Genomic DNA, 25,223 nt, shown 5'->3' with positions numbered 1-25,223 from the left:
ACTCTTTCTGTGCCGTCTTGCAGCGGCGCCCCGGCGCAGGATCGCCCCCCCGATTCAAGGGGTCAGGAACTGATGCTTTCCACAGCGGGTGCCTGCTGTCGCGCGGTCTGGCCGGCCAGGGACTTGTCATCCTCAAGCGCCGCAGCCTTGCCGGCACGGCGGCCCGAGAACACACAGTCGGCCAGAGACAGGCCACTCACATAGCGCGAGGAAGCCACGCCGATGGCGGTACGCCCTGCGGCATACAGCCCAGGAATGTCCCGGCCTGCACCATCAATCACCGCACCGTTGTCCTCGTTGACCCTGAGACCTCCCAGACTCAGCACGGCCAGCGGGAACATCTTCTGGCTGATGGAGATATCGATGGCAAACAGCGAACCACCCTTGAACTCATGGCGCATATCCCTGGACTTGCCCTGAGGGTCTTCGATCTCGCCGCGAGCAGCGGCATTGGCACCGTCAAACTGGCGCTGCAGCACCGCCGCATCCATATCGAGCTTGCGGGCCAGATCGGCGACCGATCGGCCCTTGATCGCGACCTTGTACATCAGCGCCAATGCGGGCATGGACTGGAAAGCCCACAGGCCTCCAAACAGGCACTGCCAGGCGGCCTGCCTGCGCAGCTTGCCGTCAATGATGAGCCAGGCCTTGCCGCCCTGCTTTTCCATCAGTTCGTAGCCGAGCTTGGCACCGTAGACCTGTTCGTTGCAAAAGCGCTCGCCGCGGGTGTTGACCACCAGACCTTTGGGCCAGACCGAGGGCGGCGTGATGAAGCGCCAGGCCGAGATATTGTTCAGGTCATGGGCCACCCCTCCCACGGACAGCCCGAGCCGCAGACCGGAGCCATCACAGCCCGCCGCACCGGTCAGCCAGCCAGGCTTGTAGGCCGGCGCATGCCGATCCAGCAGCTCCGAATTGAAGATATAGCCACCGGTGGACAGCACCACCGCCTTGCGGGCGCGGATATAGCGCTTCTCGCCGATCTCGCTTTCGATCTGTGCCGCTTCGCGGCGCCCCGCCTGGGCTCGTGGCGCCTGATACAGACGCCACTTGGCCACCAGTTCGTCCAGCTTCTTATGGCGCTCGGTACGTGGATCGCCTTCGGGCAAGACCATCACCTCCACGCCCAACACGCGGCCGCTGTCCTTCTCGCGCACCAGGCGCTGGACGCGAGCCTGCGTCAAGGTACGGGCTCCGTGTGCCAAGGTGGACTTCTGCAGCGCGGCGAAGAACGTCGCTCCCGACTGCCCCTTGGCCACCACGCGATGACCGCGCGGCGCGGGCTTGCTGCTCAGCTGGGGGTTGCCGTAGGCCGGCACGACCTCGTTGCCCGAGTAGTAGAGATACATGCCGTCGGCCGGATAGGATGTCTTGTACGACGGCATGGCGGATGCAAATGTGGCGCCCTGCTTCTCGAGCCAGTCGAGGTTGTCCACGCTGTCGCGGCTGAAGCGGGCCAGTGTTTCGTCGCTGACCACGCCATTGACCTCATGCTTGAGGTAAGCCGCCATGGCTTCGGGCGAATCCTCGAAGCCGGCCTCCTTCTGGTATCTGGTGCCGCCGCCGGCATAGACCACGCCGCCGGAAAGCACACTGGCACCACCGCCGCCGAAACGGTCGATGACCAGCACCTCGGCACCTTGCTCGCGTGCCTCGATGGCTGCGCTGGCGCCTGCGCCCCCCCAACCGACAACCACCACATCACTGGCATCGGACCACTGGATCTCATCGGCCGAGCGCACATCCAGCGCAGCCCTCACGGGATTGACGGTGCTGACGAGTTTCTTGGAATTGGACATCTCCACGCCTCCTTCCTAAATGGCCTTGCCCAGCAGATGCGGGTTCTCGAGTGGCAAAGGCTTGCCCACTATGTCGGCCACGGCGCGGAAGGCGAAAGTCATGGCTGGCCCCAGGGTGGAACCAGCACCGGCGTAGGCCGGCCCCATGACGGAGGCGGAGTTGTTGCCCACGCAGTACAGGCCTTCGATGATCCGGCCCTGGGTGTCGATCACACGGCCTTCCCTGTCGGTCAGCAGCCCGCCCTTGGTGCCGATCTCGCCGGGCCACAGGCGCATGGCGTAGAACGGGCCTTTCTCGATGGGGCCGAGGTTGGGATTGCCAAGTCGCGGATCGCCGTAGTAGCGGTCGAACACATTGCCGCCGCGGTCGAAGTCCAGATCCTTGCCGGTCCTGGCATATTCACTCATGCGCCGAGCACTGTCCTTCAGCCCGGCTGCATCCACGCCGATCTGGCGCGCCAGATCCTCCAGCGTCTCGCCCTTCCAGTAGACATTGTTCAGCCAGCTCTTGCGCAGCTTGCTATCCGGCACGGCGGAGCCGGGCATCAGAGGACCCATGGGGTTTTGCGCGCGGAAGCTGGCATCGAACACAATCCATGCAGGCACGCCGCCATTGCCCTTGGCATGCTCGGCCAGCATGGCCTGCTGGAACTCGGGATAAGGGCCGGATTCATTCAAAAAGCGCTGCCCTTTCGCGTTGACCACCATGCAACCCGGCAGCGAGCGCTCCACGAAAATGCCGCGGAAAGCGGGTTCCTTGGGAACGTCCATGGTGGGTACGCCCCAGGACCAGTCCATCAGCGCCAGCTGCGCACCCACAGCCTGGCCTGCGCGATGGGCATCGCCGGTATTGCCGCCCACAGGGGTGGCCGTCCATTCGGCCCTGGAGGGCTTGTTCAGATACTGGTCGCGCATTTCCTGGTTGCGCTCAAAGCCACCGGCACCCAGCAGCACGCCACGCCTGGCCTTGACTTGTGTGCGCTGACCATTCTTTTCAAGGACAACTCCGGTGACACGCCCCGATGCGTCCTGCACCAGCTCCTTGAGCGGGCTATTGCTCCGCAGCTCGACACCCGCCTTGTTGGCCGCAGTCAGCAGACCGGCAATCAGCGCCTGGCCGCCGGTCATGCGGCGATCACGCTTGGTCTTGCGGCGCCAGGGGTAGTCCAGGAAATACCTGAGCATGATGCCGAGGATGGTGAAGCGCGACTTCAGCTCGCGCGACAGCATGGAATGCGCCTCGAAGGCGTTGATGCTCATGCGGCCGAACAGCTGATTGCCCGGAGGGCCGGGGCGCATGGTCTCCAGCGCAGCCACGCCCAGCTTGGCTGCATTGAAATCCACCGGGTCCATGGTGCGGCCACCAGGCCTGGAGCCTTCGATATGGGGGTAGTAATCCGCATACTTGGCCATGGCACGGTAGGGAATGCCGATCTGGCGCAAGTACTCGGCCATCTTGCTGGCGGTTTCCACATAGGCCAGTACGCGGTCGTCGGTGGCCATGCCGCGCACGCAGCGCTTCAAATAGCCGAACGCAGTTTCCAGATCATCCTGGATGCCGGCATTTTTCTGATCGTAATTGACCGGAATCCAGATGCCGCCACCGGACAGGGCCGAGGTACCACCAAACAGTTCGGTCTTCTCCACCACCAGAGTCCTGAGACCCTGCTCCTGCGCACGAATCGCGCCCAGCAAAGCGCCGGCCCCCGAGCCCACGACGATCAGGTCATATTCCTGTTCTGCCATACCTTGTCTCCGAAATATTTGTTTTATTGGATGGGCTTCTGCAAATACCTGCATGCGGCGGCAGCCCCTGCAAAGACCACCACCGCACTCGCAATCAGAGCGACTTACACATACGCTTCTTGGTTAGGAATACCCAGTACATGCGAGCCATAGGCACGCACATAGGCGTCGGTATTGTTCGCGATATGGGTACGGCCCTGATGGATGTCGCGGAACACACGCTCGATGGGGTTGCTCTTGAAGGTGCCGCTGGCAGCGCAGGCGCGCATCATCTCGTTGACATGAAAGCCCGTGAGCTTGGGCACATGGGCAGCTTGCGCACGCTGCAGCAGGCGCTCTTGCAGCGACAGCTGAATGCCGGTCTTGGCAGCATCGACGATGCGGGCGTAGTTGCGGAACAGAACCAGCTTGAGCTGGTCCAGTGCAATCGTGGCCTCGGTCACTGCCGTCTGGGCGTTCACGTCCTCAGCCATCTTGTTTCCATGCTTGCCGACATGGGCAGTAGCGCGCTCGGTGAAGGCGGCAATCGTGCCTTCCAGTGCGCCCAGGCATGCCGTGGACACGGCACGCTGGAACACATGGGTAAACGGGATACGGAACAGCCAGCCCGAGTTTTCCTTGCGGCCGGGGCAGCCCACATCGCTGTGGTCATTGGTGTACTGGATGCGGTGAGCGGGCACAAAGGCGTTTTCCACCACGATGTCATGGCTGCCCGTGCCGCGCAGCCCCAGCACATCCCAGTTGTCCTCGATGCGGTAGTCCGACCTGGGCAGCAGAAAGGTCACATGCTCCATGCCGGGCGTGCCATCACGGTTGGGCAGCAGGCCGCCGAGAAACAGCCAGTCGCAATGCTTGGAGCCGGTGGAAAAGCTCCAGCGACCATTGAACCGGAAGCCGCCTTCCACAGGCTCGGCCTTGCCGGTGGGCATATAGGTCGAGGCAATGCGCACGCCCGTGTCCTTGCCCCAGACATCTTCCTGCGCCTGCGCGGGAAACAGCGCCAGCTGCCAGGGGTGAACACCGACCACGCCATAGATCCAGGCCGTGGACATGCAGCCCTTGGCCAGTTCCATCTGCACGCTGTAGAACACACGGGGATCCATTTCATAGCCGCCCCAGCGTTTGGGCTGCAACACACGGAACAGACCTGCCTCGGCCATCTCCTGAACGGTTTCGTCGCTGATCTTTCCTTCGCGATCCGCCTGCTGGGCGCGGGCCGCCAGCTTGGGCGCCAGAGCCTTGGCACGCTCGATCACGGCCAGCGCATCGGGGGTGAGGTAGTTGTCTGTCATTGTGTTCATTCAGGTCTCCGGTTGCCGCTCCACCGGACGGCTTGTGGTGTGGTGGGCAAGGCTTCTCGCCTATGACAGAAATGCTCGCACCATGCAATTTTCCGTTCATCGTCCGATCAGACTAACGATGACGCAGGCGTTTGCGGAGCTTTCAGGAACTGGATCGGATGCAGCAAAAACACAGGGCCTAGGACAAATACCAGTCCCGGTTTTTCCCTGCTAGTCCAAGTGAAGGATTCATCAAAACCCCGTTCGCAGCACTCTTGCAGCAAGGAGACATTCACCTCATGCAAAGTACTGCAGCAACCTTCGACCCCAAAGACTTTCGCCGCGCCCTGGGCATGTTCGGCACCGGGGTCACCATCGTCACCACCCGTGCCGAGAATGGCGAGCCTGTGGGAATCACCGCCAACAGCTTCAATTCGGTTTCGCTGGAGCCCCCCATGGTGCTGTGGAGCCTGGCCAAGAACGCGCGCAGCCTGCCGGTGTTCCAGAGTGCCAGCACCTGGAATGTGCACATTCTCTCCAACGAGCAAGAAGCACTTTCCAACCGCTTTGCACGCGTCGGCGAGGACAAGTTCTCGGGCCTGCCGCTGGACTCCGAGGAAGCCCATGCCCCGCTGCTGCAGGACTGCAGCGCACGCTTCCGGTGCAAGACAGCCTTCCAGTACGACGGCGGCGACCACATCATCTTCGTGGGCGAGGTCACAGGCTACGACGCCACCCCTCACCCACCGCTGCTCTATGTGACGGGCGGCTACGCCATGGCTTCGCGCAAGGCAGGCCCCGTGGCCAGCGAACCTGCGGCCGACACCAACACTGCCTATTCCGAAAACCTGATCGGCTATCTGATGGGCCGAGCGCACTTCCAGTTTCTGAGCGGCCTGCGCAGGCCCATGGCGGCATACGGCATGACCGACGCCGATTTCTACGTGCTCTCGCTGCTGAGCATCCAGCAGCCCCAGTCGCCTGCCGAGATTGCCTCTCACATGGCCTATACCGGCACCGATATCGGTGCCGTGGCCCTGCAGTCGCTGATCAGCAAAGGCTGGGTGGAGGAAAGCCGTGACCGCGCCGAGTCCCTGCAACTGACCGCCCAGGGCAACGAGTCCATCCTCCATGTGCTGGCCGCCGCCAAGGCCGTGGAAACCGATCTGATCGCCAGCCTGGGCGAGATGGAAGCTGCCACCTTGCGCAATCTGCTCAAGAAAGCCATTGCCGCCACCGACCCCGGCCTGCCCAAGCTCTGGCAGGCCAAGGCCTGAGAGCAGGCCCCAGCAACGACTCCTCACCCGAAGGCAGGAGACAGCCTTCGCCTACCCACTCCAACCATAAAGAACAGAGATGAGCACTTTTTCCATTCCCGAAGGCAAATATGTGGACATCGGCAATGTGGCCGGCCATCCCCAGCGCGTGCACTACCACGAGCAGGGTTCGGGTGATCCCGTCATCTTCCTGCACGGCGCCGGCACCGGCGCCAGCGGCTACAGCAACTTCAAGGGCAACTACCCTGAATTTGCGGCAGCCGGCTTTCGCTCCATCGTTCCCGATCTGCTCGGATACGGCCTGTCGTCCAAGACCGAAGAGCCCAGGCAGTACGACATGGATTTCTTCATCGCCGGCGTCAAGGGGCTGGTGGACCAGCTGGGCCTGAAGAACATCACCATTCTGGGCAACTCGCTGGGCGGCGCCGTGGCTCTGGGCTATGCGCTCAAGCACCCCGAAGACGTCAAGAGCCTGATCCTCATGGCACCCGGTGGCGTGGAAGAGTTCGAAGCCTATATGGCCATGCCCGGCATTGCCAACATGTTCAATGTCTACAAGTCGGGCAAGACGGGCCCAGAAGCCATGCGCGCCGTCATGAGCATGCAGGTGGTGGACCAGGCGCTGCTGACCGACGAGATCATCAATGAGCGTGCGCCCATTGCTCTGACCCAGACCGAAGCCTCGCGCCAGCGCCTGTATATCCCCAATATGACAGAGCAACTGCCCGAACTGAAGTGCAATGTGCTGGGCTTCTGGGGCATGCAGGACGCCTTCAACCCCGTGGGCGGTGCCGACAAGCTGGCCAAGGGCATCAAGAACTGCCGCGTGGTGCTGGTCAACCAGTGCGGCCACTGGGTGCAGGTCGAGCATCGCGAGATGTTCAACCGCACCTGCATCGACTTCATGAAAAACGGTTGAATCCATGAGTACCACCGAACTTGATCTGCCATTCATCGAAACTCAGGGCCGGCGCCTGTATGACGCGCTGCGCACCGCCAGGACGCTGGCACCGCTGACGGACAGCCACCCCGACATGACGGTGGAAGACGCCTATCACATCTCCCTGCACATGCTGCGCCTGCGCGAAGCATCGGGCGAACATGTGATCGGCAAGAAGATCGGCGTGACCTCCAAGCCCGTGCAGGACATGCTGGGTGTGTTCCAGCCCGACTTCGGATTTCTGACCGACTCCATGGAATACGAGGACGGCGCCGCCGTCTCGCTCAAGTCTGCAGGCCTGATCCAGCCCCGCGCCGAAGGCGAGATCGCCTTCATGCTCAAGAAGGACCTGCAGGGCCCGGGCGTGACCAAGGAAGACGTGCTGGCCGCCACCGAATGGGTGGCGCCCTGCTTCGAGATCGTTGATTCACGCATCAACGACTGGAAGATCAAGATCCAGGACACCGTGGCCGACAACGCATCCTGTGGCGTCTTTGTCATTGGCAAGCAGCACACCGATCCGGCCACTCTGAACCTGGCCGCTGCTTCCATGCAGATGAGCAAGAACGGCCAACCCGCCGGATCGGGCCTGGGCAGCGCCGTGCAGGGCCACCCTGCCGAAGCCGTGGCCTGGCTGGCCAACACCCTGGGCGCTTTCGGCATCCCCTTCAAGGCAGGCGAGGTCATTCTCTCGGGCTCCCTCGCCCCGCTGGTTCCTGCCGCTGCCGGCGACCGCTTCGAGATGGTCATCGCCGGCATGGGCAGCTGTTCCATTCAATTCACGGAGTAAGACACCATGACGCAAAAGAAAATCAAGTGCGCACTGATCGGCCCCGGCAACATCGGTACCGACCTGCTCATGAAACTGCAGCGCTCCCCCCTGCTGGAGCCTGTGTGGATGGTCGGTATCGACCCCGAATCCGACGGTCTCAAGCGCGCCCGCGAAATGGGTATCAAGACCACAGCCGAGGGGGTGGACGGCCTGCTGCCTTTCGTCAAGGAAGACGGCATCCAGATCGCCTTCGACGCCACCAGCGCCTATGTCCACGCCGAAAACAGCCGCAAGCTCAACGAGCTGGGCGTGCTGATGATCGACCTGACGCCTGCGGCCATCGGCCCCTACTGCGTGCCCAGCGTGAACCTGTCCGAGAAGGTGGCCGAAAAGGCCATGAACGTGAACATGGTCACCTGCGGCGGCCAGGCCACCATCCCCATGGTGGCAGCCGTGTCGCGCGTGCAGGCCGTGAGCTATGGCGAAATCGTGGCCACGGTGTCCAGCCGCTCCGTCGGCCCCGGCACCCGCAAGAACATCGACGAGTTCACCCGCACCACATCCGGCGCGGTCGAAAAGATCGGCGGCGCACAAAAAGGCAAGGCCATCATCGTCATCAACCCCGCCGAGCCGCCTCTCATCATGCGCGACACCATCCACTGCCTGACCGTGGATGCGCCGAAAAAGGAAGAGATCGAAGCCTCGGTGCAGGACATGATCAAGGAAGTGCAGAAATACGTGCCCGGCTACAAGCTGGTCAACGGCCCCGTCATCGACGGCAACCGCGTCTCCATCTACATGGAGGTCGAAGGCCTGGGCGACTACCTGCCCAAGTACGCCGGCAATCTGGACATCATGACCGCCGCCGCCGCGCGCACGGCCGAGATGTTTGCCGAAGAAATCCTCGCCGGCCGCTTCGAGCTGGCCGAAGCGGCCGTTGCAGCCTGATCAAGGAGAGAAGAACATGTCCCTCAAAGGTAAGAAGATCACCGTTCACGACATGACGCTGCGTGACGGCATGCACCCCAAGCGCCACCAGATGACGCTGGAGCAGATGAAGTCCGTGGCCTGCGGCCTGGACGCCGCAGGCGTGCCCCTCATCGAAGTCACCCATGGCGACGGCCTGGGCGGCAGCTCGGTCAACTACGGCTTTCCTGCGCACACGGACGAGGAATACCTGTCCACCGTCATTCCGCTGATGAAGCAGGCCAGGGTCTCGGCCCTGCTACTGCCCGGCATAGGCACCGTCGATCACCTGAAGATGGCCCATGATCTCGGCGTGTCCACCATCCGCGTGGCCACGCATTGCACCGAGGCCGATGTCTCCGAGCAGCACATCTCCATGGCCCGCAAGATGGGCATGGACACCGTGGGCTTTCTGATGATGGCCCACATGAACAGCGCCGAAGGTCTGGTCAAGCAGGCCAGGCTGATGGAAGGCTATGGCGCCAACTGCATCTACATCACGGACTCGGCCGGCTATATGCTGCCGCAGGATGTGAAAGAGCGCCTGTCCGCCGTTCGTCAGGCCCTCAAGCCCGAGACCGAACTGGGCTTCCATGGCCACCACAACCTGGCCATGGGCATCGCCAACTCGCTGGCGGCGGTGGAAGTCGGGGCCAACCGCATCGATGCGGCAGCGGCCGGCCTGGGCGCAGGGGCAGGCAATACGCCGATGGAAGTGCTGGTGGCCGTGTGTGCGCGCATGGGCATTGAAACCGGCGTGGACGTGTTCAAGATTCAGGACGTTGCCGAAGACCTGGTCGTGCCGCTGATGGACTTTCCCATCCGCATCGACCGCGACGCGCTGACTCTGGGCTATGCCGGCGTCTACGGCAGCTTCCTGCTGTTTGCCAAGCGTGCCGAAGCCAAGTACGGCATCCCCGCGCGCGAGCTGCTGCTGGAGCTGGGCCGCCGCGGCATGGTGGGCGGCCAGGAAGACATGATCGAGGACACCGCACTGACCATGGTGCGCGAGCGCCAGAAGCTGGCACCGAAGGTGGCCGTGGCGGCCTGATCGCCTGACTTCACATTCTCTTTGCCGCTTTGTATCGGGTTCAGCGGCTGCTTGGTGCAGCCGTTGAACCCTTTTTTGCGGCATCGTCCTGAGCGTCGGGCCTCCATCCATCCAGCCCGTCGGCCCTGGCAGCGACTCTGACCCTGGCCACATTGTTTGCCGCCAGCGCAAAAGTTTCGCCCGAGGGCTGGAAGGAATTGCCCCACGATGCATGGCAAGACCATGCCGACGATGGCGGATAGACCAGCCCGACGCGCGGGCTCCAGGCGGTGTCCGTGCGGCCCAGATCCGGCCTGCCCGGCTGGCGCTCATGCGTTTCCTGCTGGAAACGGTCATAGCGCACGCCGGCCAGAGCCTTCCAATGAGAGTTGATGCTGACCAGATCCTGCAGATACAGGCTGGCCACCTTGACGACGCTGTGGTTGTCCGCCGAAGGCTTGCCGTTGATGCGCAGCGGCAAAGTCGGCAGCACCGGATTGAACCGCGAGACCGTCGCCACATTGACCTGGCTGTATGACAGCAGGTCCTTGCTCTGGCGACCGAATTCGAAGCCGTACAGCAGCTGATGCTTCCTCCCCGCCAGCTCAAGCTTCTGGGTCGGTTCGGTCTGCTTGAACAAGCCGCTCCCGTCACGCTGGCCATTGCCCCGGGTCAGCGATGCGCTCAGGGCCTTTTCGTTGACCGAGCCCACGAGCGTGTTGTTTCTATCCAGCAGGTCATCGCAGAAGCGCAAGGCATTGCGCAAGGACAGGCTGTCGCTGATACGGTGATTCACCGTCGCACCCAGCGATGCCACTTCGGCACGGCTGACATCCACATCCCTGGCATTGGCCGCGCCGTAGCAGGTGCCAGGCGACACATTGACAGCTCGGCCCTGGTACGCGGGGATACCGAAGTCCGTCAGGCGGCTGTCCTTCAGATAGTCGGCCTGCAACAGCACGCTGGTATCCGAGCTGGGCTAGATCAGCACCGATGCCGCTGGCGCCTTGCGATCGGGAAACTGCCGGTCGCGGCAGCTGTCGGCGCGCTTCATGGCGCCGGACTGCACTGTCCTGTGGCGCGCGCCAGGTCGAACTCACCACGGCGCTGGTTCCAGCGCCCCATCGAGGTCTGCCGGAACTCAATAGCCTGATGCAAAAACCGCGCTCCAGGAAGTCTGGGCACTGGCCAGCACGATGCCGGCGGGCAGCTTGGGTGCAGAGTCCGCCTGCGCCGCCACCGCGGCACTCTGCGGCAGATTCATGGCAGGCAGGTATAGAGCCAGTGCCGCAGCGGCCAGCGACACTGTGCGAAGTGCATTCATCCAGCGAAAAGAGGTTTTCATGCTTGTCTCCTGTGCAGGCTCTATGGCCTTTCTGGTCTGCAGTATGGCCAGCACAGAAAATGCAACATCGTCCATTTTGATGAGCAGGTATTTACTTAGGTGACAACCCCAGATCGATGCCCCGGTGGTGCCGTCGCACAGCTTGGGCCAATGGCAAGCACAATCTTCATAATTTGATAGCTGTCATCGCTTTACATGCATAGCCATAAATCCAGTTTGGCTTATATTTTTAGCGCTGCACAGAGCAAGCAGCCCATTTGTGGATGGGCATAAAAAAGGGCTTTGCCTGCGCAAAGCCCAACCCTTGAAGAAACTGAAACACCCGCCCTCGGAAGGCGGGCTGCGGCGATCACATGTAGAGAATCACCAGGTCGTTGATGACGGCCGGACGATCCTGGCCGACCACGTGGATGTTGAGTTCCATCGTGGCCTGGACGCCGCTCCTGACCTGCTCCACCGCCTTGATGCGAGCCCGCGCCCGGATCTTGCAACCGGAGGGCACAGGGGTCGGGAAGCGCAGACGATCCGAGCCATAGTTGACCATGTTGTTGAAGTCCACCACCTCGTAGTCCAGCGGAATCCTGAGCTGACTGGCCAGCACCTGCACCAGGGCGCCATGGGCGATGGTGGTGCCGAACGGGCTTTTCTCACGCGCCTGCACGGGGTCGGTGTGAATCCAGTAGTCATCGCCCGAGAGCCTGGCAAACTCGTCAATGACTTCCTGGCTCACGGTGAACTCGTTGGACCAGGGGCTGTACTCCTCGGACACCAGCGACTTCATGGCCTCGATGTCCTTGACGGAAATCCTGCGCTTGGCAGCGACAGCCTGCTCCACTACGGCAACCTCGGACTCGGCATCGGCCTTGATGACGCTCGGATGGCTGCCCGCATGGGCAGTAAAGCGCAGCAGGGTGACCTCGCCGGGGCGCTCGTCAAACACGGGGCGCACCTCCATGCCCACCTTGAGCGCCTCGGGCGCCACGCCGACCATGGTGGTGTTGATGCGCACGCCTTCACGGAGTTCGATCACCGCCAGGGCCTGAGGCATCTCGTCGGTGAATTCGGGCATGGTGGGAATGCGCGCAACGGTGAAGCTGTAGAGCGTGCCCTCGCCCGACACCTTGCTCCACTTCAGGGAGCGCGATCCGCAAGTGGGGCAATGGGTGCGCGGGAAAAACAGCGAATGTCCACGATCGCATTGCTGAATGCGCACTTCGTGGGCCTTGAGACCTTCCCAGTACGGCGCAGAAATTTCCGTGGGATGGGGCAGAGGTTTGTTCCAAGCCATGTTCTTATGCTCCCCGCAGGATCAAGGCGCCCTGCTCGCTCATCACGCCACCGGTGCCGGACACATAGGCCAGATCGTTGCGACCCAGCTGCCTGTCGCCGGCACGTCCCTGGATCTGGTGCACCGCTTCTATCACCTGGGACATGCCGCCCGCCGTGCCGGACTGGCCGAAGCTCAACTGGCCGCCATGGGTGTTCATGGGGAAGTTGCCCTTGAAGGTGAAATCGTTGTTGCGCAGAAAGTCCATGCCCTTGCCCTTCTCGCAAAAGCCCGCGTCTTCCAGCGTCAGCATCACGGTGATCGTGTAGCAGTCATAGATCTGCGCCATATGCATGTCGGAAGGGCGCATGCCCGCCATCTCGAAAGCCTTGGCAGAGGCCGGACCGATGGGGGTCTGCAGCATGTCGGCCATATAGGTGGGCGACTTGCTGCTCACATGCTCGCCGCAGCCGACGATGCTGACAGGGCGGTGTCTGGTGGTTCTGGCACGGTCTGCACGGGTGACGATCATGGCGCCGCCGCCCGCAGCCGGCAGCACGATTTCCAGTACATGCAGAGGGTCGGCCACCATGCGCGAGTTCAGCACGTCATCGACGGTGATGGGCTGACCGTAGAACATGGCATCGGGGTTGTGGCAGGCATTGAAGCGCTGGTCCACGCAAATGCGCGCCAAAGCGGCCGCGTCGTAGCCATGGACCGCGCCGTAGCGCTGAGCAATCATGGCGTAGCCGGTGTTCTGCGCCATATGACCATAGGGCAGATCCATCTCGGCCTCGGGTGCGCCAAAGCGGGTGCTGTGGCCGCCGAAGCGGCTGGCCTTCATGACCTCCTTGATGTGGTCGTCATGCTCGGAGATCGGCGCCATGCGCGACGGCAGCACGCAGACCACGGTGTTGCACAGCCCCAGCTCGATCGCGGCCGCTGCGCGCCAGACCATGGCCACGGAGCTGGCCCCACCCAGGTCGACCACTTCGGCAAAGTTCAGGCGCACGCCCAGGTACTCGCCGGCCATGGCCGGCACAAAACAGCTGGCTTCATGAAAGTGCGGGGCGCTGGTGATCAGGCCGTCCACCTCGGACAGCTCCATGCCGGCGTCCTCCAGAGCCTGCAGCGTCAGGTCCGCCACCTGCTCCAGATGGAACATGCGCGGCGCCGTTGCGTACTTCTGCGGCTTGTACTGCGCGACGCCAACCAGCGCCGCTTTTCCTTGCAAACCCATATGTCTCCCTTACCAAGAAAGTGTGCATTCATTGTGTAAATGAAGCAGACCGAATCCATCGTCTGTAGAGACTAAAAAGCCGGCCCCGTACATACCCCTAATTCTCCGGGCAAACGTCCATTCGGACGATGTTGCTGAGGCTCCAAATCAAGAACCTGCACCCGTGTTTGCAATACATGCACAGCGTGTACGAATCAACAAGGAGACAACGTGAAAACAGCCGTCGGTATAGGCGCAGCAGCATTGGTGGCCTTTGCCTCAGCGCTTGCCTTTGCGCCCCGCACACCGCCCCCGCTGGCGCCCACCACCATGGGCGTCGAGCGCAGCCATTTCAACACCGTCACACAGGTGGGTGATCGTCTGCTGGCCGCCGGCGCACTGGGCGAGATCCTGTACTCGGACGACAAGGGCACACACTGGCTGCAGGCACAGCTCAAGGAGCAGCGTCAGGCACTCATCATCAGCATGGCTTTTGCGCCCGACAGAAAGACCGGCTTTGCCGTGGGCCACGAGGGCTGGATTCTGCGCAGCAAGGACGGCGGCAGCACCTGGGAGGAGGTCGCCTTCTCCAAGGAAAACGGAGAGCCTCTGATGTCGATAGCGCGCCTTCCCTCGGGCGACTGGATCAGCGTCGGCGCCTTCGGCCGTGCCATCACCTCCAGGGACAATGGTCAAACCTGGGAGCCGCTGGCCCTGCCCGCAGAGGTCGAGGACAAGCACATGAACCGCATTGCCAGCACCGAGGACGGCAAGCACTGGCTGATCGTGGGCGAGCGCGGCCTGGTCATCAGATCCGAGGACTCCGGCACCAGCTGGCAGATCGAGCCCGAGTTCTACAAAGGCTCTTTCTACAACGCCATGGCCACGCGCGAGGGCGGCTGGCTGATCTACGGCATGCGCGGCAACGCCTTCGTGCAGGCAGCGCCCGGCACGCCATGGCTCAAGTCGGCGATACCGGCTCCGGTTTCCTTTTTCGGCCATGCCCAGGAAAAGGACGGAACCCTCATCCTGGTGGGACAGGGCAGCATGCTGGGCCTGAGCAAGGACGGCGGCAAGAGCTTCAGTCTGCAACGCGCCAAAGGCCGCGCCACCCTGACCGACATCGTTCTGACCGGCCCTGACAGCGGCTGGATGTCCAGCGATGCGGGCCTCCAGCCCTTCCCTCCTTCACAACAAGCCAAGGCAGCCACTCAGGCTGACCCAGGAGCGACCCCATGACTCTGAGCGCCCCCACCAGCCGGCTGGACCGGTTCATTGCATCCACGGCACGCTGGCTGATCTCGTGGAGCAAGTCGATCGTCGTACTGACGCTGATTGCCACCGCTCTGCTGGCTGCCTCGGCCATGCGCACGCATCTGGACCCCGGCTTCAACAAGCTGATCCCCATGCGCCATGAGTACATGACGGCGTTTCTCAAGCATGCAGCAACCTTCTCGGGCGCCAATCGCATTCTGGTGAGCGTGGAGTGGAAGGGCCAGCAAGGCGACATCTACAACAAGGAATTCCTCGATACGCTGCGCGGCGTGACGGACGAAGTCTTCTTCACCCCCGGCGTCAATCGCGGCCAGGTGTATTCGCTGTTCACACCGAACGTGAAATACATCGAGATCACCGAAGACGGCTACGTGGGCGAGGTACTTATTCCGTCCCGCTTCGAGGCCAACGAGCAAGGCCTGGCCCAGGTGCGCTCCAACGTGGCCAAGTCCGGCCAGATCGGCTCGCTGGTCAGCAACGACCTGAAGTCCGCCATGGTGCGCGCCGACCTCCTCGAGGTCGACCCCAAGAGCGGCGAAAAGCTCGACTATCACCAGGTTGCGCAGCGCCTGGAAGAGATCCGCAGCAAGTTCGAGAACAAGGACATCTCGATTCACATCATCGGCTTCTCCAAGGTGCTGGGCGATGTGATGGACGGACTGACCACGGTCATGACCTTTTTCGCCATCGCCTTTGTCATCACGGCCGTCATGCTGCGCCTCTATACCCGATCCACCAACATCACGGTGGTCGGCCTGGCCGTGGCATTGCTGCCTGTGATCTGGCTGCTGGGCATCCTGCCGCTGATCGGCTACGGCATCGATCCCATGTCCATCCTGGTGCCCTTTCTGATCTTCTCCATCGGCGTATCCCACGCCGTGCAGATGACGGGCGCCTGGAAGCATGATGTGCGCGCCGGCCTCAGCTCCAGGCTGGCCGCCGAGAACGCGATTCGCAAGCTGGCCATTCCCGGTGCTCTGGCACTGCTGACCAATGCCCTGGGCTTCATGGTCATCATGCTGATCGACATCCCCATCGTGCACGAGCTGGGTGTGACCGCCTGCATGGGCGTGCTGCTGATGATCATCACCAACAAAGTCTTCCTGCCCGCAGTGCTGGCCAATCTGCGCCTGGAGAGAAAGGCCTTGCAGGCACCCTCCTCCACCGCCAACGGCCGCAACCCCCTCTGGTGGAAGCTGTCGGCACTGGCCGAGTCCCGTCCCGCCATGCTGACGCTGGTGGTGTCGCTGCTGCTGCTGGCCGCGGGTACCTACGAGTCGCGCAAGCTGCTGACCGGCGACGTGGGCACGGGCGCTCCGGAGCTGCGCGCCGAATCGCGCTACAACCGCGACAACGACAACATCATCGGCAGCTACTCGATCGGCATGGATGTGCTGTCCATCTTCGTCGAAACCTCCAATCTCGACGAAGGCTGCCTGAACTGGCAGGTGATGAATGCCGTGGAGCGGTTCGAATCGCGCATGCGCCGGGTCGACGGCGTGCAATCGGTATCCAGCGTATCCGGTCTGGCCAAGATTGCGGCTTCCAGCAACAACGAGGGCAACCCTCGCTGGGCGGCGCTGCAGCGCACCGAAGCCGCGTTGCGCTCGGGCGCCAAGGCACTGTCTCCCGATCTGGGCCTGAACACCGAAGGCTGCAAGGTCATCTATCTGCAGGTCTTCCTCAAGGACCACGAAGGCGCCACGCTGACCCATGTGGTGGACGAGGTGCGCCACTTCATCGCTGAGGACAAGACGCCCAACGTCAAGTTCCTGCTGGCCGGTGGCAATGCCGGTGTCGCGGTCGCCACCAACGAAGCCGTGGAACATGCCGAAGTGCAGATGCTGGGCTCCATCTTCGGCGCCATCACGCTGCTGTGCTGGCTGACCTTCCGCAGCTGGCGCGCCGTGCTGTGCATTGTCGTGCCCCTGGCCATCGTCTCCATACTCTGCAATGCCCTGATGGCCATGCTGGGCATCGGCCTCAAGGTTCCCACGCTGCCCGTGGTGGCCCTGGGCGTGGGTGTGGGCGTGGACTACGGCATCTATCTGTTCGAGAGCATGCAGCATGAGCTGCGCGAGCGCGACATCTCGCTGCGCGAGGCTTTCTATGAAGCCATGCGCCAGCGCGGCAACGCCGCCATCTTCACTGCGCTGACCATGTCCATCGGCGTGGGCACCTGGGCTTTCTCGGCGCTGAAGTTCCAGGCCGACATGGGCATCCTGCTGGCCTTCATGTTCCTGGTGAACATGCTGGGCGCCATCTTCCTGCTGCCCGCCATGGCCTACTGGCTGAATGTGGGCGCGGCCGAAGCCAAGGCACGTGTCAAGCGCCTGCACCGGCAGCCCCGACATGCCCATGCAGCAGGCAGTGCAGGCGGCATCGGTCACGCGGGCGGCATGCTCAAACCCGAACCCCAGTCCTCCGTGAACGGGAAACTGTGATGCAGACCAGCGCCAGCACGCTGGAGCAGCTTCTTCTCGAGCATGCTCTGGCCCAGACCCTGATCCGCTACGCCACGGCCTGCGACACACGCAACTGGGACCTGCTGCAGCAGGTGTTCGCACCCGACTGCACCACGGTCTATGGTGGCCGCTACCTCTGCGAAGGCGTCGCCAAGGTCCGTCGCATGATCAGCACACACCTTGACGGCTGCGGCCCCACCCAGCATCTGCTGGGCAATCTGGAGGTCGATGTCGACGACCCGGCTCGCCCACGCAGCAGGATCCAGGTACGCGCCGTGCATCAGGGACTAGGCCCGCGCAGTCATCTGCGCTACGACGCCATCGGCTTCTATGAAGACGAATGGATGCAGCTGCCGGCGGGCTGGCGCATCCAGAAGCGCAGCATGACGATGCTGCTGGAGATCGGCGATCGCAGCGTGCTGCAACCCGCCGCCTGAGCCGCAGCACTTCACCAGGCCGCGCAGCATGGCTGCGCGGCCCTTTCATTGAAATGCTGCTCTCCTGATAGTTTCACCCCCTTCATGGACAGCTACTTCAGCCAGACTCAAGACATGAAAAAGGCCAGCGATCGCTGGCCTCCGTGCTTTCTGCAGAACCTTGGCTACTGCTCGAACTTTACCTTGAGAAACTGCAGCAACTGCTTGCCGGCCAGGCTGCGTGCGGTTTCATCGCGCCCGGCGATATAGCCCACCTTGACGCAGTCTCCCAGCGCTTTACCGCTTTGCACCCGGATTCTGTAGCGTGTCTGGCGATCAGTCTGAGCCCCGGCGGGAATCAGAGGCTGGCCATTGAAGACGGGAAAGTCCTTGTCGTTGAACTCGATGGTGCAGCCAGCCAGGTAGGGACGATTCGTCATCTCGCGCGGCTTGTCGCTTTCCCAGTCATGGCCGGCCCTGGCATAGACCACGGTGCTGACTTCGGAGCCGGCCTCACGCAGGATCTTTTCCTGCTGCGCGCAGGCAACCAGATCATTCGATGCATCCTCCCCCGCTCTGAAGCTGAGCAAGGGCGAGCCTGTGGTCTTGCGTGACTGCAGCAGCGCGTAGCAAGGCCCGTAGAAGTCCACATGCAAGGCAAAGGGCTGGATGAAAGGTGCCAGCTTGTCTCGAATACGGGCATCCAGACTCATGCGCGCCGCGATTCCGCCCTTGGAAAAGCCCATCACCCCGATACGCCAGCCATCGATGGCGGGGTGTTTGTTCAAGGCCTTGAGTGCGGCATAGGCATCGGCCACGGCATCGAACTCGGAGGTACCCATGATCTTGAGCGCGTAAGGCATGTCTTCGCTGATGCCGCGCGGCTTGAAGTTATCGACCAGCAGCGCAGCAATGCCGTTGTCGGCCAGCATCTGTGCCATTTCGCTCTCGCGCCCGGGAATGGCACCGGCGCCGCCCGGCAGGACCACCATGGCCGGCACCTGCTTCTTCTCGCTGGCCCCCTTGGGCAGGAACAGCTTGCCCATGCCCATGGTTGCCTCGGCCCTGGCCGGCTGGCCCAGCAGCACATCGAGGTCATATGGGCTGCTGGACCTGAAACGGATGTCGCCCTGTGTATCACCGTGCAGCTCGGTGGGTGCCATCAAGGGAGCTACCTTGGGCAAAGGAGGCAAGGCGTCCAGCAGATACTGCCCCGATGCGGCACTGCTCATCAATCCCAGCGCCATGGCCCTCAAGGGGGCGATCCATTTTCCGGTCGTTATTGGCATGTACTCAGACCTCTTTCAAACACAAAAGCCCGGAGAGCCGGGCTTTTGTGGTGCTGGCTCGTTGCTGTGCTTCAGAACGAGTACTTGGCGGTAACCGACAGCTGGTCGCGGTCGGCCAGAGGGCGTGCGCGCAGGGAGTCGGCGGAAGGATTACCCAGGTAGTTGATATAGGCCACGTTGATCGAGAAATTGCTCTTGCGCACAAACGTCGCGCCAATGCTCAAACGGCTGTCGCTCTGGCCGCCGCCGAAGGTGCCGACCAGTGAACGACCGCGCAGTTGCGACTGATAGCTGATGGGGATGCTCAGATCCCAGCCCTCGAAGATGCCGGGGTAGCCCAGCGTCAGGGTCGCGCCTGCCACCAGTGAGTTGCGGGTCTTGAAGCTCAGGTTGTCGGTGGAGCTGCCATCGGCCACGCTGATCACGCGAGAGCCGGAGATTTCGGCGGCCAGGGACATGTCGTCCGCGATACCGGTGCGGCCGATATTGAAGATACCGCCGACGTTGCCCTGCACCACATCCCCACGCACCGCCACACCGTTGCCGTTGAGCACGGGCGTGCCCTTGCGGTAGCTGGCTTCGCCAAAGGCCGAGAACTTGCCGAAGGTCGTGCTGACCGTGGTTCCCAGCATCTTGATATCGTCGAAATAGCGAACCTGGTAGCCCGTCGGTATCGCGCCGTTCATGTTCACGACCAGCGAGGGAGTGCGGTCGTTGTAGTTCAGGTAGTAGAGGCCGACTTCCGTCTCGTCGGTCACGCGATAGCGACCGCCGATACCCCATTGACCCGAGCTGCTGGGGCGGATGTCATTGCCGCGTCGCAGGCCTCGGCAGGTCGCGCCGTTGTAGACACCCAGGCAGGAGGCGCCGGGACCCAGGGCATTGCTGGTGCTGGTGTACATGCCGGGAGCAGGCAGCAGCGTCTCGTGGAAGCCGAACTGGTAGTGACCCAGCAGCGAGAGCTTGGGACTGACTTCCAGCGAGGCCGAGATCTGGTCTTCAGGCAGCAGGATTTCCTTGACTTCGGCTCCGGGCGAGGCGGCCTTTGCCGCATCGCTGGGGCCCTGGGCCGCAGCGATATTGGCAAAATACATGGACTCGCCCCAGTTCACCACTTGCTTGCCCAGACGCACCGTGGCACGGGTCTCGCCCATGTTGAAGCTGGTGTATGCATAGGTATCGAGAAGACGCGAATATCCGCCGCCATAGCGCTTGGCAGCAGAGTTGAACTCGTCCACGGGACCGGCCGTGCTGATCGGGCCCTTGTTGTCGTTGCGCTGGTGGTAGACGTCGTCATAGAAGGTGCTGGCGTTCAGCACAAAGCCGCTGTCGCCCTTTGACAGCTTGCTCTCCCAGACAGCGCCCAGGCGGTTGGCCGTCAGCGCGCCCTTCTTGAAGTTGTTGTTGCCGTCCGTGTTCAGCACCGGCGACGGGTTGTCCAGACGAACACCCAGGCCATAGCTCACGTTGAGACGCCAGTCGAACTTCATACCATCGCCCAGCTCGACAGTCTCCCCCGCTTGAACCGCTCCCATGCCCAGGGACAGCAGCGCCGCCACTGCGATGGGAGTGAGTTTCTTCATATTGTTTTTCATAGTGAGTCGCTCGTTGATAAAACTTAGTTGCCCGCGTTGCGCGCGGCTTCTGGCGTGAACATGGCGGGCACGAGATCACCCTTGTTCAGGACGGGACCCTGGGCTCGTTCCTGAAAAAGGTTGTAGCCCATGTACCCGCCAGAGTTCAGGTCGTGATAGAAGGACGTGCCTGCATGCCAGGCCTTGATGTCGAAGGAGTAGTAGTAGTTGATGAAGGCGTGCTGCCACAGCTGGCCGCGCGCGTCATACATGTCCGCGGCCACGGCCTGGCCGGTGTCCTCGTCGACGAACAGCACACGCTTGCCATAGACATGCCGGAAGCCGTCCTTCAGGGTGCCTTCCACGGCCCAGACGCGACGCAGCTCATAGCGCATGAAATCGGGGTTGGCATGACCGGGCTTGAGCAGGTCGGCGTACTTCACCGTGGGCTGGTGGATCTTGTAGTTGTTGGCGGGGATGTACATTTCCTTCTTGCCCAGCAACTTCCAGCTGTAGCGCTCGGGAGAGCCGTTGAAGAGACGGTCCGAGTCGATGGTCATCTTGCCGCCGGTTCCGGCCATGGGCTGGTCGAAGCCATACTCGGGCACCTGGCGCACACGGCGTGTACCGGGGTCGTAGCTCCAGGCCAGGCGCTTGTCCTTGGCGAAGTTGACGGGCTCCACGGAGTGGGTCACGCCGCCCTTCTCGCGCTCGGGAGCCAGCGTTCTGGTGCGCGTATAGGCCATCACGCCTTCGACCGGCTTGCCCAGCATCTCCGGCTTGTTGACCATGTCCAGATTCAGGTTCTGCATGCGGCCGAAGCTCATGCTGCCGTCCGACAGCACGTTTGCCATGTCACGCGTGATGGACTCGGTGTAGGCACGCGTGGGCAGCAGGTTGTTCCAGATCACTTCCTGTCCGGTCTTGGGAATCGGGAAGTTGATCGCTCCGAAGCTGCCCTTGATGCCCATGCCGTTGTCGACGACCTCGGACTCCAGTGCATTCTTCTTCAGCACGGCGCAGACTTCATCCGTATAGCGGAAGTCACGATGCCCCTTGTAGACCGGAATCTGCATGGTCTTGGGGTACTTCTGGAACATGGCTTTCTGGCCGGCGCTGAGCTTGTCGCCATACTTGTCCATGTTCTCCGCCGTGATCACGAACAGAGGCTTTTCATCGGCATAGATATCCACGGGATGCTTGCCGCTGGATTGCACATGGGCCACGCCGGTGGGCGCGCCAGCCCATTTGCCAGTGAACTCGGGAATCGTGCCTTCCTTGTTGCCGGCCTTGATGGCTCCCACGCAGGTCAATTCCTTGCCCAGCTGCTCTGCTTCGCTCGCCGGCACCTTCGCCCATGCCGACGATGCAACCATCAGGCCAACTGCCACTGCGAGCGGAGTCCTGTCTGTCACAAACTTCATCTCTGTCTCCTAGGTTCTAGAACTTATTTTTGGTGGGTGCTACAAACGAAGTACATCGCCTCGCGCAGTCCCAGTGGTTTTGCCGTTTGCAGGCAGTTGCATACTGCGTCAGCAGGTCTGTTCAACCATCGTCTGAGTTGACTACTGACAGACCCTAGAGACCTAGTCCACATGGGTAACTCAAAGAGTTTTTCCCAATGAAAAAGCCTGCTGGTGCGCGAGGCAGCAGCAGGCTTTGGAAAGCAGATCGGGAAAGTCCTAGAACCACCCCGATCCGGGCATCAACTCAGCAGATGGGCACATTCCTTGCGAATCGATGCCTTGAGCATCTTGCCGGCGGGATTGCGCGGCAAAGGCTCGGCACGCACGACGATACGGCTGGGCACCTTGTAGCTGGCCAGCCGCTGAGCCACGAACTCGCGAAGCAGCTCTGGAGTGACCTGACTCCACGATTTCCCGACCACCACGGCTACGACCTGCTCGCCCGTGACCTCGTGCGGCATGGAGAACACGGCGGCCTCCTCCAGCGACTCATGCTGCAGCAGGCAGGCCTCGACCTCGGCCGCGGCAATCTTTTCACCGCTGCGGTTGATCACGTCCTTGATGCGGTCGACGATGGTCAGGAAGCCCTCATCGTTCAGAAAGCCTATGTCTCCGGTGTGGAACCAGCCCCCCTGCATGGCCTTGGCGGTAGCCTCCTCGTCGCCGCAATAGCGCTCCATCAGGGTCACGCCCCGCAGCCAGATCTCGCCGCTCTGCCCCACGGGCAGGGCGGCGCCATCCAGGTCGGCAATACGCACCTCGATGATGGGCGACAGCACCCCCGAGCTACGCGGATGCTCCTCGAACATGCGACCCGAGCTGCCTGCGCAGACGCCGTTGGATTCGGTCAGTCCAAATCCTATGCCGGACATGCGCCCCTTGAACTTGGTCAGCACCTCATCGATCAGGCGCGGGTGCAGTCCCGCCCCGCCAAAGCCCACGCCGGAGAGATTGCCCGAGCTTTGCGGCTGCTCGAAGCCGGGCAGGCCGATCAGCTGCTGCACCATGCTGGGCGCACCATTGAACTGGGTGACTTTCTCGTTGCGGATCAGCTCGGCAGCCTTCTCGGGCTCCCAGCGGTGCACAAAGATCAGGCGGCGGCCATGGCGCAGGCTGACCAGCAGCTGGGCATGCAGGCCGCTGACGTGGAACAGCGGCACGGCCGACAAGGTGGTCGGCTGCAGCTGCCGCGCCATGATGGCGGCAATCGCGTCCGGCGAGGTCATGGCCGCCACTGCGCCGATGAAGTCGATATTGAAGATGCCCTGGCACACGGCACGGTGCGTGGACTCCACGCCCTTGGCACGGCTGGTGGCACCCGATGTGAACAGGATCAGCGCAGCTTCATCGGCACTCAGCTGCGGCGACACAAAGCCATCATGACCGCCTGCGGTCAGCGCCAGCCAGCTGATGTCGCCAGCCTCGCCATCCACCACCACCGTCTTGATGGCAGTCTGCGCAATGGCCTGGCTGATGCGAGCGTGGCGGTCGGCATCGCAGATCAGCATCACCGGACTCGTGTCCTCCAGATTGGCCATCAGTTCGCTGCTCAGACCAAAGCTGTTCAGAGGCACCGGCACGGCGCCAAGCAAGGCCGTGGCAGCAAAGGCCACCGCCCACTCGGGGCGGTTGCGCATGGCGATGGCCACCCGGTCGCCGGCCTTGAGGCCTTGCTGCTTCTGCAAGCGGCTGGCCAGTGCGTCGGCTGCGGCAAAGAAGCGGTCGAAGGTCCAGCGATCATCGCCATAGACCATGAACTCGGCCGCACCGTGGACCCGGCCCGCATCGATCAGCTGGGCCAGATTCTGAAACGCATTGCGATAGGCGGCCACGCTGCGCCCATCGGGCAGCGTGATCTGCTGCACTTCAAAAGGTGCGCCCGCCGCCGTCAGCTGAGCGCGAACGCTGCGGATCTTTTCACCTATGGAAACCAAGGCATCGCTCATCTCAGAAACCTTTCAGTTGTGCAAAGCGGTTGCGGTGATAGCTGCCGTCGCCCAGCAGGCGTTGCAAGACGCGTGCCCGCTTGAAGAACAGACCGATGTCCAGTTCGTCCGTCACCCCGATGCCGCCATGCAGCTGTATGGCCTCGTTGCAGAGCTTCTCGCAGAGCTCGGACGCCCTGGCCTTGGCCATGCTGACCAGCTCGGGCACCTTGTCTTCGCGGCCCGAGTCAATGGCTTCGAGGGCCGCCAGCACGCAGCTCTCCAGCAGCTCAAGCTCCACATACAGGCGTGCCGCACGGTGCTGCAATGCCTGGAATGAGCCGATCTGCACATCGAACTGAACGCGCTCCTTCAGATAGCTTGTCGTGCGCTCGAACACCTCACGCAGCAGGCCCAGCGACTCTGCGGCAAGACAGGCTCTGGCCCGGTCCAGCACTTCCTCCAGCGCCCGAGCCGCCGGCCTGGCCACCAGTGCCATCTCGGCACTCAGAGCCACCTGGTCAAACCGCACGCGCGCCATGTTGCGGCTGTCTATCACGCTCATGGGGCTGACGCTGACACCTTGGGCATCGGCAGGCACCAGCCACAGGCCGGGAGCACCTTCGCCCGAGACGGCCTGCACCACAAAGCCATTGGCGCCCACGCCATCCAGCACAAAGGCCTTTTCGCCGCTCAGGCTCCAGCCTGTGCCGGACTGCTCGGCCACCGCACCCGATGCATCGGCCTGATGCTGGCCGGCTTTTCCCTCCAGGGCCAGCGCCAGCCTGGCCTGACCACTGGCGAGCAGGGGCAGCCACTGCGCCTGCTGGGCCGCAGAGCCCGCGCGAATCAGCAGCTCCGGTGCCAGCACGGCCTGGCTCAGCAACGGCTGGGCCGACAGGTTGCGGCCAATCGCCTCAAACACGGCGCCCATGCCCAGATAGCCTGCAGCCAGCCCCTCATGCGATTCGGGCAGTACCGCCACGGGCCATCCCATCTCCACCATCTGCTGCCACAGCGACGTATCAAAGCCCTGTTCCACCTTTGCATCGCGCAGGCGACGCTGCTGGGCCACAGGCGCTTCCTGCGCGAGAAAGGCTGCAGCACTGTCCTTGAGCAGTTCCTGCTCTTGCGACAAAAGCATGGTCATATTCTTGTCTCCATTTCAATTC

The 25,223-nt window shown here is 62.5% G+C and carries 20 protein-coding genes; 8 read left to right on the top strand and 12 right to left on the bottom strand.

From position 1 onward, the window contains the following. Positions 1-62: 62 nt before the first annotated feature. The 3 genes from FSY59_RS01170 to FSY59_RS01160 all read right to left on the bottom strand — a co-directional run bounded on the left by FSY59_RS01170 (position 63) and on the right by FSY59_RS01160 (position 4,837). Entirely contained in the window at positions 63-1,799 is a 1,737-nt protein-coding gene (locus FSY59_RS01170) for an FAD-binding protein (protein ID WP_148728323.1), read from the bottom strand. Positions 1,800-1,814: 15 nt separating this feature from the next. After that, positions 1,815-3,545 (bottom strand): FAD-dependent oxidoreductase, encoded by a 1,731-nt coding sequence (locus FSY59_RS01165; RefSeq protein ID WP_148728322.1) that lies wholly within the window; start codon positions 3,543-3,545, stop codon positions 1,815-1,817. Positions 3,546-3,649: 104 nt separating this feature from the next. Next, positions 3,650-4,837 (bottom strand): acyl-CoA dehydrogenase family protein, encoded by a 1,188-nt coding sequence (locus FSY59_RS01160; protein ID WP_019043221.1) that lies wholly within the window; start codon positions 4,835-4,837, stop codon positions 3,650-3,652. 287 nt (positions 4,838-5,124) lie between these two features. On the opposite strand from FSY59_RS01160, the gene FSY59_RS01155 reads away from it, so the two are divergent. The 5 genes from FSY59_RS01155 to tesG all read left to right on the top strand — a co-directional run bounded on the left by FSY59_RS01155 (position 5,125) and on the right by tesG (position 9,831). Continuing rightward, the gene (locus FSY59_RS01155; protein ID WP_148728321.1) at positions 5,125-6,102 is read left to right on the top strand and encodes a flavin reductase; all 978 of its coding nucleotides are present in this window, start codon (positions 5,125-5,127) and stop codon (positions 6,100-6,102) included. Between the two features lie 79 nt (positions 6,103-6,181). Continuing rightward, the gene (locus FSY59_RS01150) at positions 6,182-7,021 is read left to right on the top strand and encodes an alpha/beta fold hydrolase (RefSeq protein WP_003057291.1); all 840 of its coding nucleotides are present in this window, start codon (positions 6,182-6,184) and stop codon (positions 7,019-7,021) included. A gap of 4 nt (positions 7,022-7,025) precedes the next feature. Beyond that, entirely contained in the window at positions 7,026-7,832 is an 807-nt protein-coding gene (locus FSY59_RS01145) for a fumarylacetoacetate hydrolase family protein (protein WP_003057294.1), read from the top strand. 6 nt (positions 7,833-7,838) lie between these two features. Further along, positions 7,839-8,762, top strand: a complete 924-nt coding sequence (tesF, locus tag FSY59_RS01140) for an acetaldehyde dehydrogenase TesF (protein ID WP_003057297.1) — start codon at positions 7,839-7,841, stop codon at positions 8,760-8,762. 16 nt (positions 8,763-8,778) lie between these two features. Next, the gene (gene tesG, locus FSY59_RS01135) at positions 8,779-9,831 is read left to right on the top strand and encodes a 4-hydroxy-2-oxovalerate aldolase TesG (protein ID WP_003057299.1); all 1,053 of its coding nucleotides are present in this window, start codon (positions 8,779-8,781) and stop codon (positions 9,829-9,831) included. Between the two features lie 40 nt (positions 9,832-9,871). On the opposite strand, the gene FSY59_RS01130 is transcribed toward tesG, so the two are convergent. The 4 genes from FSY59_RS01130 to FSY59_RS01115 all read right to left on the bottom strand — a co-directional run bounded on the left by FSY59_RS01130 (position 9,872) and on the right by FSY59_RS01115 (position 13,662). Then, a complete protein-coding gene (locus tag FSY59_RS01130) occupies positions 9,872-10,771 on the bottom strand; it encodes a TonB-dependent receptor domain-containing protein (protein WP_255439087.1) in 900 nt (299 codons plus the stop codon). A gap of 180 nt (positions 10,772-10,951) precedes the next feature. Continuing rightward, positions 10,952-11,155 (bottom strand): hypothetical protein, encoded by a 204-nt coding sequence (locus FSY59_RS01125; protein ID WP_003057306.1) that lies wholly within the window; start codon positions 11,153-11,155, stop codon positions 10,952-10,954. A gap of 349 nt (positions 11,156-11,504) precedes the next feature. Then, positions 11,505-12,443 (bottom strand): OB-fold domain-containing protein, encoded by a 939-nt coding sequence (locus FSY59_RS01120; RefSeq protein WP_148728320.1) that lies wholly within the window; start codon positions 12,441-12,443, stop codon positions 11,505-11,507. A 4-nt stretch (positions 12,444-12,447) separates the two neighbouring features. Beyond that, positions 12,448-13,662 carry a thiolase family protein gene (locus FSY59_RS01115; protein WP_003057311.1) on the bottom strand — a complete coding sequence of 405 codons (1,215 nt, stop codon included), beginning with the start codon at positions 13,660-13,662 and terminating at the stop codon, positions 12,448-12,450. A gap of 210 nt (positions 13,663-13,872) precedes the next feature. Here FSY59_RS01115 and FSY59_RS01110 point away from each other — a divergent pair, with 210 nt between their 5' ends. Genes FSY59_RS01110 through FSY59_RS01100 form a run of 3 tightly spaced genes read left to right on the top strand, consistent with a single transcriptional unit; the run spans position 13,873 to position 17,818 of the window. Further along, positions 13,873-14,880, top strand: coding sequence for a YCF48-related protein (locus FSY59_RS01110; RefSeq protein WP_003057312.1), 1,008 nt, complete (start codon positions 13,873-13,875; stop codon positions 14,878-14,880). Further along, positions 14,877-17,360 (top strand): RND family transporter, encoded by a 2,484-nt coding sequence (locus FSY59_RS01105; RefSeq protein WP_148728319.1) that lies wholly within the window; start codon positions 14,877-14,879, stop codon positions 17,358-17,360. The genes FSY59_RS01110 and FSY59_RS01105 overlap by 4 nt, the downstream gene beginning before the upstream one ends. Beyond that, on the top strand, positions 17,360-17,818 hold the full coding sequence (locus FSY59_RS01100) for a nuclear transport factor 2 family protein (RefSeq protein WP_003057314.1): 459 nt from the start codon (positions 17,360-17,362) through the stop codon (positions 17,816-17,818). The genes FSY59_RS01105 and FSY59_RS01100 overlap by 1 nt, the downstream gene beginning before the upstream one ends. 164 nt (positions 17,819-17,982) lie before the next feature. Here the strand turns inward: FSY59_RS01100 and FSY59_RS01095 are convergent, their stop codons facing one another. The 5 genes from FSY59_RS01095 to FSY59_RS01075 form a co-directional block, all read right to left on the bottom strand. After that, on the bottom strand, positions 17,983-19,086 hold the full coding sequence (locus tag FSY59_RS01095) for a dienelactone hydrolase family protein (RefSeq protein WP_003057315.1): 1,104 nt from the start codon (positions 19,084-19,086) through the stop codon (positions 17,983-17,985). Positions 19,087-19,157: 71 nt separating this feature from the next. Beyond that, positions 19,158-20,669 carry a DUF1302 domain-containing protein gene (locus FSY59_RS01090; RefSeq protein ID WP_232536095.1) on the bottom strand — a complete coding sequence of 504 codons (1,512 nt, stop codon included), beginning with the start codon at positions 20,667-20,669 and terminating at the stop codon, positions 19,158-19,160. A gap of 35 nt (positions 20,670-20,704) precedes the next feature. Beyond that, positions 20,705-22,084, bottom strand: a complete 1,380-nt coding sequence (locus FSY59_RS01085) for a DUF1329 domain-containing protein (RefSeq protein WP_003057317.1) — start codon at positions 22,082-22,084, stop codon at positions 20,705-20,707. A gap of 281 nt (positions 22,085-22,365) precedes the next feature. After that, positions 22,366-24,072, bottom strand: a complete 1,707-nt coding sequence (locus FSY59_RS01080) for a class I adenylate-forming enzyme family protein (protein ID WP_043371397.1) — start codon at positions 24,070-24,072, stop codon at positions 22,366-22,368. Position 24,073: 1 nt separating this feature from the next. Then, entirely contained in the window at positions 24,074-25,201 is a 1,128-nt protein-coding gene (locus tag FSY59_RS01075) for an acyl-CoA dehydrogenase family protein (protein ID WP_148728318.1), read from the bottom strand. Positions 25,202-25,223: the final 22 nt, after the last annotated feature.

It is taken from the genome of Comamonas sp. Z3, assembly GCF_008121565.1.
Taxonomy (GTDB): Bacteria; Pseudomonadota; Gammaproteobacteria; order Burkholderiales; family Burkholderiaceae_C; genus Comamonas; species Comamonas brasiliensis.
Note: the sequence above shows the minus strand (reverse complement) of the source record. Positions and strands in the feature narration are given on the sequence as shown.